General features: G+C 61.9%; 15 protein-coding genes. 6 read left to right on the top strand and 9 right to left on the bottom strand.

From position 1 onward, the window contains the following. Positions 1–15: 15 nt before the first annotated feature. The 5 genes from HJB82_RS11970 (at position 16) to HJB82_RS11950 (ending at position 5318) form a co-directional block, all read left to right on the top strand. On the top strand, positions 16–1662 hold the full coding sequence (locus HJB82_RS11970) for an ABC transporter substrate-binding protein (RefSeq protein WP_221140026.1): 1647 nt from the start codon (positions 16–18) through the stop codon (positions 1660–1662). A gap of 102 nt (positions 1663–1764) precedes the next feature. Next, entirely contained in the window at positions 1765–2742 is a 978-nt protein-coding gene (locus tag HJB82_RS11965) for an ABC transporter permease (protein WP_221140024.1), read from the top strand. A gap of 1 nt (position 2743) precedes the next feature. Then, positions 2744–3622: an ABC transporter permease gene (locus tag HJB82_RS11960; protein WP_207585228.1), complete on the top strand. Its 879-nt coding sequence runs from the start codon at positions 2744–2746 to the stop codon at positions 3620–3622. Further along, positions 3619–4422 carry an ABC transporter ATP-binding protein gene (locus HJB82_RS11955; RefSeq protein ID WP_221140022.1) on the top strand — a complete coding sequence of 268 codons (804 nt, stop codon included), beginning with the start codon at positions 3619–3621 and terminating at the stop codon, positions 4420–4422. The genes HJB82_RS11960 and HJB82_RS11955 overlap by 4 nt, the downstream gene beginning before the upstream one ends. Next, positions 4419–5318: an ABC transporter ATP-binding protein gene (locus HJB82_RS11950; RefSeq protein WP_221140020.1), complete on the top strand. Its 900-nt coding sequence runs from the start codon at positions 4419–4421 to the stop codon at positions 5316–5318. The genes HJB82_RS11955 and HJB82_RS11950 overlap by 4 nt, the downstream gene beginning before the upstream one ends. A 19-nt stretch (positions 5319–5337) precedes the next feature. Here the strand turns inward: HJB82_RS11950 and HJB82_RS11945 are convergent, their stop codons facing one another. Next, positions 5338–5775, bottom strand: coding sequence for a VOC family protein (locus HJB82_RS11945; protein WP_207585225.1), 438 nt, complete (start codon positions 5773–5775; stop codon positions 5338–5340). A gap of 244 nt (positions 5776–6019) precedes the next feature. Here HJB82_RS11945 and HJB82_RS11940 point away from each other — a divergent pair, with 244 nt between their 5' ends. After that, a complete protein-coding gene (locus HJB82_RS11940; protein ID WP_221140018.1) occupies positions 6020–6700 on the top strand; it encodes a spermidine synthase in 681 nt (226 codons plus the stop codon). Positions 6701–6871: 171 nt separating this feature from the next. Here HJB82_RS11940 and HJB82_RS11935 read toward each other — a convergent pair whose 3' ends face one another. The 8 genes from HJB82_RS11935 to HJB82_RS11900 all read right to left on the bottom strand — a co-directional run bounded on the left by HJB82_RS11935 (position 6872) and on the right by HJB82_RS11900 (position 13291). Further along, positions 6872–7600 (bottom strand): amino acid ABC transporter ATP-binding protein, encoded by a 729-nt coding sequence (locus tag HJB82_RS11935; RefSeq protein WP_221140016.1) that lies wholly within the window; start codon positions 7598–7600, stop codon positions 6872–6874. Between the two features lie 32 nt (positions 7601–7632). Next, positions 7633–8307, bottom strand: a complete 675-nt coding sequence (locus HJB82_RS11930) for an amino acid ABC transporter permease (RefSeq protein ID WP_221140014.1) — start codon at positions 8305–8307, stop codon at positions 7633–7635. Next, the gene (locus tag HJB82_RS11925; RefSeq protein ID WP_221140012.1) at positions 8304–8981 is read right to left on the bottom strand and encodes an amino acid ABC transporter permease; all 678 of its coding nucleotides are present in this window, start codon (positions 8979–8981) and stop codon (positions 8304–8306) included. The genes HJB82_RS11930 and HJB82_RS11925 overlap by 4 nt, the downstream gene beginning before the upstream one ends. Positions 8982–9112: 131 nt before the next feature. Continuing rightward, positions 9113–9901, bottom strand: coding sequence for an ABC transporter substrate-binding protein (locus HJB82_RS11920; protein ID WP_221140010.1), 789 nt, complete (start codon positions 9899–9901; stop codon positions 9113–9115). Between the two features lie 94 nt (positions 9902–9995). Beyond that, positions 9996–11159, bottom strand: coding sequence for a saccharopine dehydrogenase C-terminal domain-containing protein (locus tag HJB82_RS11915; protein WP_221140008.1), 1164 nt, complete (start codon positions 11157–11159; stop codon positions 9996–9998). Further along, on the bottom strand, positions 11156–11662 hold the full coding sequence (locus tag HJB82_RS11910) for an Lrp/AsnC family transcriptional regulator (protein ID WP_221140006.1): 507 nt from the start codon (positions 11660–11662) through the stop codon (positions 11156–11158). Before HJB82_RS11910 ends, HJB82_RS11915 begins: the two co-directional genes overlap by 4 nt. Positions 11663–12219: 557 nt before the next feature. After that, positions 12220–13014: an HpcH/HpaI aldolase/citrate lyase family protein gene (locus HJB82_RS11905; RefSeq protein WP_221140004.1), complete on the bottom strand. Its 795-nt coding sequence runs from the start codon at positions 13012–13014 to the stop codon at positions 12220–12222. Positions 13015–13090: 76 nt separating this feature from the next. Continuing rightward, a complete protein-coding gene (locus HJB82_RS11900; protein ID WP_221140002.1) occupies positions 13091–13291 on the bottom strand; it encodes a hypothetical protein in 201 nt (66 codons plus the stop codon). Positions 13292–13361: the final 70 nt, after the last annotated feature.

The following is a 13361-nucleotide window of genomic DNA, read 5'->3' as shown; positions in this document are numbered from 1 at the left end:
AAAGGGGAATAAGACATGAAAAAATATCTTCTTGCCGCCGCTGCGCTGACGCTGCTTTCGGGCTCTGCCCTGGCGCAGACGATCCTGACGGTAAATATCGAACCGGCGACGACCTGGGTTCGCAACTTCAATCCGTTCAACCAGACCTCGTCGCGCCAGTCGACGCTCGATTTCATCTACGAGCCGCTGGTTATCTTCAATCGCTTCGACAGCAACAAACCGGTTTATCGCCTGGCCGAAAGCTTCAAGCTCTCCGACGATCTGAAGAGCATCGATTTCAAGCTGCGTCCGAACCTGAAATGGTCGGACGGCAAGCCGCTGACCGCAGCCGACGTCAAGTTCACCTATGATTACCTGAAGAAATTCCCGGCGCTCGACTTCGTCAGCATCTGGACCTTCATCACCGACGTGCAAGCCGTCGACGGCCAGACGGTGCGCTTCACGCTCGCCAATCCGAGCTCGCTCGCCGCCGAACAGATCTCGCAGCTGCCGATCGTTCCCGAACATGTCTGGAAGGACGTCGCCGATCCGGTCACTTTCGCCAATGAGGCGCCGGTCGGCAGCGGCCCGCTGACGGAGGTGCCGCGCTTCACCGGCCAGACCTACGACCAGTGCCGCAATCCGAACTACTGGGACAACGCGCATCTGAAAGTCGATTGCATGCGCTTCCCGCAGCTTGCCGACAACAACCAGATGCTGACGGCGACGGCCGACGGCACGCTCGACTGGGGCGTCTCCTTCATTCCCGATATCGACAATGTCTATGTGTCCAAAGACCCGGCGCATTTCCACTACTGGTATTCGCCGAGCAGCATGGTCGCCTTCCTGTTCAACCTGGACACGGCGAACGAGAACAACAAAAAGGCCTTCAACGATCTGAAGTTCCGTCGTGCCGTCTCGATGGCGCTCGACCGCAAGACGATGATCGATGTCGCCGGCTACGGCTATCCGACGCTGAACGAAGACCCCGGCCTGATGGGCGAGCTTTACAAGAGCTGGGCGGATCCATCGGTCAAGGCCGACTTCGGCAAGTTCGCGACTTATGACGCCGATGCCGCCAAGGCGCTGCTCGACGAAGCGGGCTATAAGGACAAGGACGGCGACGGCCTCCGCGACAATCCCGATGGCAGCAAGATCTCCTTCTCGATCATCGTCCCGAGCGCCTGGACCGACTGGATCGACACCGTCAACCTCGCCGTCGAAGGCATGCAGGCGGTCGGCATCGACGCCAAGATCGAAACGCCTGAAGAAGCCGTCTGGACCGGCAACCTCATCAACGGCACCTTCGATGCGGCGATCAACAGCTTGCCGGCATCGGCCTCGCCCTATTATCCCTACAAGCGCGCCTTCAGCGCTTCGGACAAGGGCAAGACCCGCTTCACCGCGCAGCGCTGGTTCAATCCTGATGTCGAGAAACTCGTCACCGAGTTCACCCAGACCGCCGATCTTGCCGAGCAGAAGGATGCGATGAACAAGGCGCAGCGCATCGTCGCCGAAAATATGCCCGTCATTCCGGTGTTCAACAATCCGAACTGGTATCAGTACAACACCAAGCGTTTCACAGGCTGGTCGACCAAGGAAAACCCCTTCGTCAATCCGTCGATCTCGCGGACCAACCCGGCACGCCTGCTCAACCTCTTGGCCCTCGAACCCGTCAAGTAAGCATCATCATCCCGGGAGCGGCGTCAGAGCATGATGCTGAAAACTGTAAGCGGTTTTCGGATGCTCATCTAGACGCGCCGCTCACGTCACGACGGAGTTCCCATGGTTTTCCTGCTTCGCCGCCTCGTCTTTTACATGGCAGCCTTCATCGCGGCAGCGACGATCAATTTCTTCCTGCCGCGGCTGATGCCGGGCGACCCGGTGCAGATCATGTTCTCCAGCGCCGGCACCGAATTGCCACCGGAAAGCCTGCAGGCGCTGAAGCTCACCTTCGGCTTCGTCGACGGCCCGCTCTGGCAACAGTATCTCACCTATCTCGGCAGCATCTTCACCGGCGATCTCGGCCGCTCGATCAAGTATTTCCCGCTGCCGGTCACCTCGGTGCTCGGCCATGCTCTCATCTGGACCGTCGGCCTGATGGGCACAGCGACGATCATCAGTTTTGCACTTGGCACCCTGCTCGGCATCGCCGCCGCCTGGCGCCGCGGCAGCAGGTTCGACGTTATCGTCTCCGTCGGCGCGATTTTCGCGACCTCGGTGCCGGCCGTCGTCACCTCGCTGATCGTGCTCTTCATTTTCGGCTTCACGCTCGGCTGGTTTCCGAACGGCTACGCCGCCGATCCATCGCTCGATCCAGCCTTCAGCCTGCAATATCTCGGCAGCGTCGCCTATCACGGCATCCTGCCGATGGTGACGCTCTGCACGGTGCTGATCGGCGGCTTCACCGTCACCATGCGCAACAACATGATCAACCTGCTCGGTGAGGACTATATCGTTATGGCCCGCGCCAAGGGACTTTCCGACCGACATGTGATGCTCTGGTACGCCGCCCGCAACGCCCTGCTGCCGACCGTCTCCAGTCTCGCCATCGCCATCGGCACCATCCTCGGCGGCTCGCTGGTGACGGAGGTCGTCTATAACTATCCCGGCCTCGGCAACATTCTCTACCAGGCGATCCTCGCCCGCGATTACCCTGTCATCCAGGGCCAGCTCCTCATCATGACTGCGACCATGCTGATCGCCAATTTCATCGTCGACGTCAGCTATATGCTGCTTGACCCGCGGCTGAAGGGAGCGTGAGATGATGACCCTGCTTCGAAACCGCAAGGCGCTCACCGGCCTCGTCATCATCGCCGTCATCATCATCATCGCGATCGCCGCACCGCTGCTGACGCAATATGATCCCGCCGCCCGCACCGGGCGGCCGCACCAGCCGCCGTCGCTCGACCATATCCTCGGCACCACCCGCATCGGCCAGGATGTCTTTGCCCGGCTGATTTACGGCGCCCGCACCTCGCTTGCCGTCGGCTTCGGCGCCGGCCTGCTGATCACCCTTGTCGGCACCGCGCTCGGCATCATCTCCGGTTATCGCGGCGGCAGAACCGACGAGGTGATCAGCTTCTTCACCAATATGGTGCTGGTCGTTCCCAACCTGCCGCTGCTGCTGGTGCTGGCCGCCTTCATCGGCCAGGCAAGCCCGCTCGTCATCGCCCTCATCCTTGGCGCCACCTCCTGGGCCTGGGGCGCACGCGTCACCCGCGCCGAAACGCTCTCCGTCAAACACAAGGATTTCATCAAATCGGCCGAGATGATGGGCGAGCCGCAATGGCGGATCATGACCTTCGAGATCTTTCCCAACGTGATTTCGATCGTCGGCATCAATTTCATCGGCAGCGTCATCTTCGCGATCATCACCGAGGCGACGCTGGAATTCCTCGGCCTCGGCGATCCCCGCGCGATCTCGTGGGGTACAATGCTCTACAATGCCCAGAAGGCCTCGGCCCTTTCGGTCGGTGCATGGTGGGATATTCTCACCCCCTGCTTCGCGCTCGCCTTCCTCGGCATCGGCATGTCGCTGTTGAACTTCGCCGTCGACGAGATCGCCAATCCGCGGCTGCGCACCGGCAATCACCTGAAGCGCTGGTCCCTGCTTGTCCGTTCCGGGGAGGGCCGCCTGTGACGCAGCCGTTGCTTTCGGTGAGGAACCTCACCATCGACTATATCGGCGAGGAGAAGGATTTCCGCGCCGTCGACGATGTCAGCTTCGACGTGGCGCCGGGCGAGGTCTTCGGCCTTGCGGGCGAATCCGGCTGTGGCAAAAGCACCATCGCCTTTGCCATCAGCCGCCTGCACAAACCGCCGGCCCTGATCCGCAAAGAGAGCCGCATCCTGCTCGACGGCCGCGACGTGCTCGGGCTCGACCGGCAGGCGCTTGCCGCATTCCGTTGGCGCGAGGTCGCCATGGTCTTCCAGAGCGCCATGAACTCGCTGAACCCGGTGCTGCGCATCGAGGCGCAATTCTACGATATGCTGCGCACCCACAAGGGCATGAGCCGTGCGGCGGCCCGCGAGCGCACCGCCGAAATGCTGAGGCTCGTCGACATCGCGCCGGACCGCATGCGTGACTATCCGCATCAGTTTTCCGGCGGCATGCGCCAGCGCATCGTCATCGCCATCTGCATGGCGCTCGATCCGAAGCTCGTCGTCATGGACGAGCCGACGACGGCGCTCGACGTGGTCGTCCAGCGCGAGATCCTGCAGCGCATCAACGAGCTGCGCCGCAATTTCGGCTTCTCGGTGCTGTTCATCACCCATGATCTCGGGCTGATGGTGCAGTTCTGCGACCGCATCGGCATCATGCTGTCAGGCAGGCTGGTGGAGCAGAACACAGCCGAGGCGATCTACCGGAAGCCGCAGCACGACTACACCCAAAAGCTCTGGGCCTCCTTCCCCTCGCTGCATGGAGGAGTGCTGTTGTGACCAATGCCATCCTCGCGCTCGACGCGGTGACGAAGACTTTCGGCCATGGTCCCGGCGCCGTGCATGCGGCGCGCGTCATCTCGTTTTCGCTGCATGCCGGCAGGGCGCTGGCGCTCGTCGGCGAATCCGGCAGCGGCAAGACCACCTGCGCCCGCATGGCGATGCGCGAATATCTGCCGACATCGGGCCGGATTCTCTACAAGGGCCGGCCGGTCGAAGCGGCGAACTCCGCCGAGATCGCCCGCTACCGCCGCTCGGTACAGATGATCTTCCAGGATCCCTTCGCCTCGCTGAACCCCGCCCACACCATCGCCCATCATCTGAGGCGGCCGCTGAAGCTGCATCGCCCGGAGATCAAAGGAAGCGAGATCGACGGCGCGGTCCGCGAACTGCTTCACCGTGTCAGGCTCGATCCCGATCTTCTCGCCCCGAAATATCCGCATGAACTCTCCGGCGGCCAGCGCCAGCGCGTCAACATCGCTCGCGCACTCGCCGTGAAGCCGGAGGTGATCGTCGCGGACGAACCGACCTCGATGCTCGATGTCTCGGTGCGCCTCGGTGTATTGAATCTGTTGAACGAGATGAAACAGGAGATGAACCTCGGCCTGCTCTACATCACCCATGACATCGCCACCGCCCGTTATGTCGCAGAAGACATCGCCGTGATGTATGCCGGTCAGATCGTCGAATGGGGCAGTACCGCCCGGGTGATCGACAATCCGCTGCATCCCTATACAAGGCTGCTGCTCTCGGCCGTGCCCGATCCCGACATCCGCTTCGAGGATCCGAAGGCCCGTCTCCGGCCCGACGAGGTCGAGGATATCCGCCGCCGTTCGGCCGCGCCGCAGGACGAGATCGTCGAAGTGGAGCCGGAGCATTTCATGCGGATGATCTGACAGCCCGTTTGATTGCGCCTCAGCTGAGTTCTTGCGCAAGCCCGAGGAGAAGCCCTTCGGGCCCACGGATGTAGCAGAGCCGATACGCGTCCTTATACTGGACGACCTCGCCTACGAGCTGCGCGCCCCGCGCGCTGAGCCTTTCCAGCGTCATGTCGATGTCATCCACGGTGAACATGACGCGGAGATAGCCGAGCGCGTTGACCGGAGCGTTGCGGTGATCTGCGACGATATCAGGCATGAGGAAGCGGGAAAGCTCGAGCCGGCTGTGGCCATCAGGTGTGCGCATCATGGCAATCTCGACGCGTTGATCGCCCAGTCCAGTGATACGTCCGGCCCATTCTCCTTCGATCGTGGCCCGTCCTTCGAGCTCGAGGCCGAGTTCGCCAAAGAAATCAACCGCTGCTGCGAGGTCTTCGACGACGATGCCTACATTGTCCATCCGCTTGAGCGCCATGTTTCCAATCTCCAAAGTGTCGTTGCAATCTACGAGGTGCCGCCTCGTCTGACAAAGGACGTTTGAGGCGCCCCAACACCGACAGCCGTCCGAACCCAATTCGCTGCTGTCCACATCAGAAGCTTGAATCATGGACCGCCTCAAACCACCGCGCCGTTTTCAAACGGTCTCCGAGGCCTGCTGACTGGCCCGGCTCATCGCCGCATGCTAGGGGACGGTTCCTTTCAAACGAGGCAAAGCCGTCATGCTCCCCTGGATACAGCTCGATTCCGCGACCATTCCCGGTGAAAACGGCGAACTGCGATTGAAGCGGCGCGGCGGCGAATTCTCGATCATGCTCGGCGCCAATGAGCTGATGAACAGCCGCCTCAGCGGCTCGGAGGAAGCGCTGGCGACACTTTCCTGGGAGCGGATCAAGGCGCATCCGAAGCCGAGAATCTTGATCGGCGGGCTCGGCATGGGTTTTACCCTGCGCGCCGCCCTGGCAGTTCTTCCCGAAGATGCCGGCGTCACCGTCGCCGAACTGGTGCCTGCTGTCGTTGCCTGGGCCCGCGGCCCGATGACCGAGGTCTTCAAGGGCTGTCTCGACGATCCGCGCGTCGGCATCCATCAGGGCGATGTCGGCGAGGCGATCCGCGCCGGCAAGGCCGCCTATGACGCGATCCTGCTCGACGTCGACAACGGCCCGGATGGGTTGACCCGAAAATCCAACGATCGGCTCTACGATTTCGCCGGCCTTCGCGCCGCCCGCGACGCACTTCGCCCCGGCGGCGCGCTTGCCGTCTGGTCGTCCGGTCCGGATCCGGATTTCACCAGCCGCCTCAAGGACAGCGGTTTTTCCGTCGATGCAGTCAACACCCGCGCCAACGGCAAACGCGGCGGCGCCCGCCATGTCATCTGGCTGGCGGTGAAGCCGGCCGGCTGACGGAGATTTCCGGCAGCCAATCTCTTCGGCGATTGCCGATGGAGGAGTAGCGGCTCAGGCTGCGTCTGTCTGCCGTTCACCGTCTTCGCCCTGCCCGCGGAAAGCCTGCAGCATGAGGTCGACGAGCTCCTTGGTGGGCCGACGGTCGCGGCAGTTATTGCGCGGAGTGTCCTAATGGCGCAGGATCTTGCTCAGGAAGGCGCGGCTGCGGTCGGTTTTCGGATTGGCGAAGAATTCATCCGGCGTGCCGCTCTCGACGATGGCGCCGGCATCCATGAACACCACGCGCTGGGCGACCTTGCGGGCAAAACCCATCTCGTGGGTCACCACCATCATGGTCATGCCTTCCTCGGCGACAGCGACCATGACGTCGAGCACTTCCGAGATCATCTCGGGATCGAGCGCCGAGGTCGGCTCGTCGAACAGCATGATTTTGGGGCGCATGGCGAGGCAGCGCGCGATCGCCACACGCTGCTGCTGGCCGCCGGAAAGCTGTGCGGGATAGGCATCGAGCTTGTCGGCAAGACCGACCTTGGCAAGCAGTTCGCGGCCGGCCTTCTCGGCCTCGGCACGCGGGATCTTGCGCACGTGGATCGGCGCCAGCGTGACGTTCTCCAATGCTGTCTTGTGCGGGTAGAGGTTGAACGACTGGAAAACGAAGCCGATCTCGGTGCGCAGCCGTGTCATGTTGGTAGCCGGATCGCCGAGGCGCTGGCCGTCGACGAGCAAATCGCCGTTACGGATCGTCTCCAGACCGTTGATGCAGCGGATCAAGGTGCTCTTTCCCGACCCCGACGGGCCGCAGACGACGACAACTTCGCGCGGCTCGACGCTCAGCGTGATATCCTTGAGCACATTCAGTGGGCCGAACCATTTGTTGACGCCGCGAAACTCGATCATGCTGGTTCAACCTTTCGGATTCTGCTGCGACGTCACAATTGCACCTCGCCATGGGCGGTTCCCATCCGGTGCTCCAGACGGCGAGCGAGCATGATCAGCGGATAGCAAACGATGAAATAGCCGACGCCGACCAGGAAGAAGACCAGCAGGCCGTTCGGCACCCGCTGCACCACCAGCCAGCCGACCCGGGTGAGATCGGTGAGCCCGATCGCCGAGACGACGGAAGAATCTTTGATCAGCAACACATACTGCCCGACCAGCGGCGGCAGCACGATGCGCATCGCCTGCGGTAGCACCACCTGACGCATCCGCTGCCAGCGTGACAGACCGGAGGCCAGTGCCGCCTCGATCTGACCGATTGGTACCGCGCGGATGCCGGCCGCGACGATCTCGCAGATGAAGCAGGCGGCCAGGTTTGTCAGCGCAATGATGCCGGCGGAGAAGGCGTCGAGCTCGATGCCGAATTCCGGCAGGATGAAGAAGATCAGGAAGATCTGGACCAAGAACGGCGTGCCGCGGATCAGGTCGACCCAGGTGCCGATCGCCCCGCTGAGCAGCCGGTTGCTGCCGGTTCGAAGGATGCCGAGGCAAAAGCCGATCAACGTACCCAGCACCAGGCTGATCAGCGACAGCATGATGGTCATGCTGAGGCCGCGCAAGGCAAGGGGATAGCTGCCGGCGAGGCTTTGCAGCTGCTGCCAGATCATGTCCGCGCTCCTGTTGGTGCCAATCCGAGCCGACGTCCGGACAGCGCCGCCAGCCCCTTAAGACCGTAGTAGAGCAGGAGGTAAAACGCCGCGATGGCGATGAAACCTTCCGCCGGCATGAACCGGTCAGAGGCGAGCAATTGCCCGGCCCGTGTCAGTTCGGCGACGGAGATCAACGATAACAACGCCGAATCCTTGACCAGCACGATCGCCTGGCCCAGCAACGGCGGGATCGTTACCTTGAACGCTTGCGGCAGAACGACGAAGCGCATGCGTTGGATGTAGGTCATCCCAGAAGCGACGCCCGCCTCCACCTGGCCGCGGGGGATCGACAGGATGCCGGCACGGATGATCTCGGCGACATAGGCGCCGCTGTTCAGCGACAAAGCGAGAATGCCGACAACGAGTTCCGGCAGGATGAAGCCGAGCCGGGGTAGGCCGAAATAGAGGAAATAGAGCTGCGCCAGCAATGGCGTGGCGCGTACCGTGTCGATATAGGCCTTGGCCGGAAGACGAAAAAGCCGGGCGGGCTGCAGGTTCATGGCGGCCAGCACGATGCCAATGGCGAGCGCGCCGGCAAAGGAGAGGAGCGACAGCCACACGGTCGTAACGAGGCCCTGCCCGAACAAGGGCAGATATTCAACGATGGTGCGGAAGCTGAAGTTCTCGAGCATTGCGGGCGGACTACCTCAGGCGGCAAGGGGACGAATTGTCCAGACGGTTTCGCAACGCCGAGGCGCAAGCGAAACCGTCTGGGCCGTAAAGATGCCTAGATCATGATCCGGATCGATCAGCAGGGTCGAACCTAGTGATCCTTCTTCCAGTCGTCGGAATTGACCCAGTAGTCGAGGTTTTTCTGCAGGCGGCCATCGAGGCTTACCTGGTCGAGAAACTGGTTCATCCAGATCAGGAGGTCCTGCTCGTCATAGCGCGTGGCAAACGCCAGCGGTTCCTTTGACAGCATGTCGGGCATGATGGTGAAGCTGCCGGCCGGATAGGCCGTTGACTGGCCCTTCACTGCCGAGACGTCATTGACGCCGCAATCGGCCTGGCCGTTATTGACAGCATCAAGCAACAGCGGGCCGCCGCCCTTGTAGCTCTTGATCTCGGCATCGGGGAAGGCGGCCTTGGCCTCTTTCTCGCCGGTGGCACCGAGGAGCACAGCGATCTTGGTGCCCTTGGCCTTGCAGTCGTTGGTCGAGCCGAACTTGCCACCGGCCTTGGTGAAAACGGTGCTGCCGGTAAACATATAGGGTTTGGTGAAGGCGACCTTCATCCCCCGCGCCAGCGTCGGCGTCATGTCGGCGACCAGAAGATCAGCTTTGCCGGATAGCAGCGCCGGGATCAGGCCGTCCCAGTCGAAATCAAGGAAGGTGATCTTCACGCCCATTTCCTTGGCCATCAATTCGGCAAGTTCGACCGAACTGCCGGTCCGTTCGCCGGCCTTCCCGACCAGGGAGAAAGGAGGGCCTTGTGTCTGTACTGCAACCCGCAACTCACCGCGCTTGGTGATGTCGTCGAGCGCCCCGGCATTTGCAGCGGCCGCGATACTTGCGAGCGCAAGTGTTGTGATAAAAAGCTTGGCAATCTTCATTTGGCATTCCTCCCTGTTATCGTTGTCGTTCCCACCCTTGGGTGCCTTTTTGAACAGCGGTGCCGTTGCCGGCGGCGACCGCGCTCGAAAATCCTCAATCCCAGCTAACCGTCTCGGAAACCCGGATGCCGCGCCTGGCCAATTCGTCGAAGAAGTGGCCGTCCGGCACATGCATCAGCGGGTTGAGCAGGCCGGGCTCGTCGATTTCGCGGCGCGCCAGCATCTGCGCCACGATGCTGGCGGGATAGCCGACGCCGCGGCTCATGCCGAACAGTCCAGAGGTCAGGTCGCGCTCTATGTTCAGGTCCGATGTCACTGTTTTGCGGCGGCCGCCTTCGCTGCCGGAAAAGACATTGCGCATCACGCAAAGATCCTTCTCGTCGGCGCCATACTGCAATTGGGGACCGAGCATCCGGCCGAGAAATTCGCGCGGGCTGGCGCCAAGGCCAGGCACTTTGTCTTCAGAGAGGAAGCCGAGTTCCTTCAGCGGAGCCCAGAACGCCGACCAGCCCGGCCAGCGCAGCGAATAGCGGCCACTGCGCTGCAGCCCCTTGGCAGAGCCGAGCATGTCGGCATAATGTGCCGCATCGCCATTCGGGAAGGCCTCCAGCCTGCCGAGGCCGGCGACCTCGATCTGATGGATGAAGCGATTGTCGTGTTGCCGGCGGGCCGGCACCTCGACCCGCTCGCCGTCCTCGATCAGCACGCTGTCGCGGTTCTGGCTCATCAAAACCGTGTCGAAGTTCCAGCTCACCTTGTAGCATAGCGGCTTGGTCATCGCTTTCGGCTCGGGGACGCCGCCGCAATAGGAATCGATGGAGGTGATGGTTTCGAACTGCCGGGCGGCCCGTGCATAGAGCACAAGGTCGATGCCGGGGTCGAGCCCGCATTCGGTCATGATCGAAACGCCCGCTGCCGTAGCCGCGGGAGCGAGATCGGCAATGGCCTTGCCGTAATTGGTGGTGACCAGCGGCGTGCACGTGGCGATCGCCGCCAGCACCGCCTCGCGCATCAGCGGCTGTGGCAAGAGGTCGATGACGGCGTCGGCATCCCGGATCACATCCGCCAGCACCGGACCGATCGGTCCTTCCGGCACGACGAAACGTATGCGGGTAAGGTCGGTCAGGCCGCCAAGCCGGGCCGCGCCATCCGGCGCGGTATCGACACAGACCACCTGCTCGACACCGTCGCTGGCGACGAGATCGGCGATCGCCGCCCGGCCTTGTAGGCCGAGGCCGCCGAGAACCGCGATCTTCATGCGGTTTCCTTTCGCATATTCTCCTCGGACCAGCAGCCTTCCGGCAGGCTGACCCACTTGTTGCATGCGGCCATGACGACGAAGGTCTCGCTGCGCACGATTTCGCCCGGCTCGCCCGCGCCGGGGATCAGCTCGCTGGTGACACGGTAGAGATCGTCAACATCCCCGGCCACGGTCACGTCGACGATAATGTCGAAACGTCCGGTGACCACGCAGGCCGAGTTCACGAAAGGCAGCTCGGAGATGCGCTGCGCCAGTTCCCGTGCTCGGCCGCGCCCCAGCGCATTGATGCCGACGATGGCTGAAATCAATTCGGGGCGCTCGGTCAGATTCAGCAACCCGACGATCTTGAGCAGGTTGCGGCCCACGAGACCGCGAAGCCGCACGCGCACGGTCGGCACCGAGATCGCCATCTTCTCGGCGAGGTGATTGACGCCAAGCTGCGCATCCTGCGACAGCAGCTTGACCAGTCGCCGGTCGGTCTGATCGAGATGTTCTCGCAAAGGCTCCGTCTTTCATAAATGGAAAGAATTTGTAGCTCTTTCTTTCTAATATGAAAAATAGCTTACGGAATTTCGATTTAAATGCAAGTGTAGCCTTGATGCATGCAAAGATAATTGGGACGATTGCGAAGGGTTGGCCAATGCGTGCCTTTCTGCGCTGTTTAGTCATGCAATAAAATCGAAATACCCATCGAGGTCGGGCTTGGTGCGTTGGCGTAACGAGCCGAAACTTCGGCGCGAACGCTCCCCTCGTGAACCCTCCGACAAGCGAACATGAGAGGAGTTTCAGCTGATCGCAGTCTTTACCCCGTGAATTATCGGCCTCACGATGTTGGGCTCGCGAAGTTCATAATCGGGAAAGAGCCGTTGGCATTGGAGGCGGTAAATACCCTGTATCCCGTAACCCATATGTCGATCATGTTCAGTTCAGTCATGGCTGCGTGAGAAACGGGTTGCAGTAGCGGCGAGGCACCCCTCATGCAGCACACAATCAACGGGCTGGCCCAAGCGCAAAAATACGTGCCCAGAGAAGAACTGCGCAATGACGGGCGCTCGGATCAACTGCCCGAAGCGACCCTGCGGGCGGCGTTGATGGCGCGGCGGGCGCCGGAGCGCAATTGCGTGGTCTCCGCACCGGCAATGACCAGATCAAAGCCGAATTTCAGCAGTTCGCCGGCCCGCTCGCCGTCGGCGGCATAGGCGCAGGCGAATTTGCCGTGGGCGCGGCAGCGCAAAACCGCATGCTGCATGGCGCTGTCGATCTCGGCAGCGTTCGGCGCCACCTGATCGCCATTCGACAGTGCGATTGAAAGGTCGGAAGGGCCGATGAAAATGCCGTCGATGCCGGCAACGCCGAGAATGGCATCGATCGCGTCGAGCGCCGCCCGGGTCTCGACCATGGCGATGGCGACGGTGAGCGCGTTGGCGTTTTTCAGATAATCGTCGCCCGACAGACCCATATGGTTCAACGCCAGCGACGGTCCCCAACTGCGCTCGCCGACAGGCGGGTATTTGGTGGTCTTGACGAAGGCTTGCGCGTCTTCGACCGAATTGATCATCGGCGCGATGATGCCGGAGGCGCCGGCATCGAGAAGGCGCGAGGCGGAGGCGAAATCGCCGACCGGAATGCGCGCCAGCGCCGGTTTGCCGGCAAGACGCACCTGCCCGACGGCGTTCGCCGCCGACGGCATGTCCCACATGCCGTGCTGCATATCCAGCACGACGGCGTCGAAGGACTCCTGCGCCAGATGGTTGGCGAGCGTGGCATCGGGAATGCCGATCCAGGCGGAGATCATGCCCTCTTGATGGCTCCTGATCCGGGTCGCAAAATCCTCGATTTCAGTTGCACTCATACCATTCTCCTTCATTCGCCAGCCTGCCGCGGCCAGATATTCGACTTCGACTCCGGACGCTGCAAGCGGCAGCGGTTCACCTCCGGCGCAGCCGCGAGATGATGACCAGTACGACAATTCCCGCTGCGGCCAGAATGGCGCCCCAAAGCACCCAGATCGTTTGGGCGATCATGAAACTGGACGCCGGATAGGGAAAATAGCCGCTTCCCTGTCCAATCCAGATCAGCCCGAGGACGACCATAAGCAGTCCAATGATATATCCGATCGTTCGCCGCATGCTTCCGCCCACTTTCGCTATGGATTCGATCCCACAATGTCGGTCGGCGCGACCGATGACAAGGTCTTCT

Origin of the sequence: Rhizobium sp. NZLR10 (genome assembly GCF_019685125.1) — a bacterium.
Taxonomy (GTDB): domain Bacteria; phylum Pseudomonadota; class Alphaproteobacteria; order Rhizobiales; family Rhizobiaceae; genus Rhizobium.
This window is presented reverse-complemented; position numbering and strand designations above follow the sequence as displayed.

Excerpts from the sequence above, each read along its gene's own strand:
- HJB82_RS11970 (WP_221140026.1), top strand. The coding sequence starts at position 16 with ATGAAAAAATATCTTCTTGCCGCCGCTGCGCTGACGCTGCTTTCGGGC.
- HJB82_RS11965 (WP_221140024.1), top strand. The coding sequence starts at position 1,765 with ATGGTTTTCCTGCTTCGCCGCCTCGTCTTTTACATGGCAGCCTTCATC.
- HJB82_RS11960 (WP_207585228.1), top strand. The coding sequence starts at position 2,744 with ATGATGACCCTGCTTCGAAACCGCAAGGCGCTCACCGGCCTCGTCATC.
- HJB82_RS11945 (WP_207585225.1), bottom strand. The coding sequence starts at position 5,775 with ATGGCGCTCAAGCGGATGGACAATGTAGGCATCGTCGTCGAAGACCTC.
- HJB82_RS11940 (WP_221140018.1), top strand. The coding sequence starts at position 6,020 with ATGCTCCCCTGGATACAGCTCGATTCCGCGACCATTCCCGGTGAAAAC.
- HJB82_RS11935 (WP_221140016.1), bottom strand. The coding sequence starts at position 7,600 with ATGATCGAGTTTCGCGGCGTCAACAAATGGTTCGGCCCACTGAATGTG.
- HJB82_RS11930 (WP_221140014.1), bottom strand. The coding sequence starts at position 8,307 with ATGATCTGGCAGCAGCTGCAAAGCCTCGCCGGCAGCTATCCCCTTGCC.
- HJB82_RS11925 (WP_221140012.1), bottom strand. The coding sequence starts at position 8,981 with ATGCTCGAGAACTTCAGCTTCCGCACCATCGTTGAATATCTGCCCTTG.
- HJB82_RS11920 (WP_221140010.1), bottom strand. The coding sequence starts at position 9,901 with ATGAAGATTGCCAAGCTTTTTATCACAACACTTGCGCTCGCAAGTATC.
- HJB82_RS11915 (WP_221140008.1), bottom strand. The coding sequence starts at position 11,159 with ATGAAGATCGCGGTTCTCGGCGGCCTCGGCCTACAAGGCCGGGCGGCG.
- HJB82_RS11905 (WP_221140004.1), bottom strand. The coding sequence starts at position 13,014 with ATGAGTGCAACTGAAATCGAGGATTTTGCGACCCGGATCAGGAGCCAT.
- HJB82_RS11900 (WP_221140002.1), bottom strand. The coding sequence starts at position 13,291 with ATGCGGCGAACGATCGGATATATCATTGGACTGCTTATGGTCGTCCTC.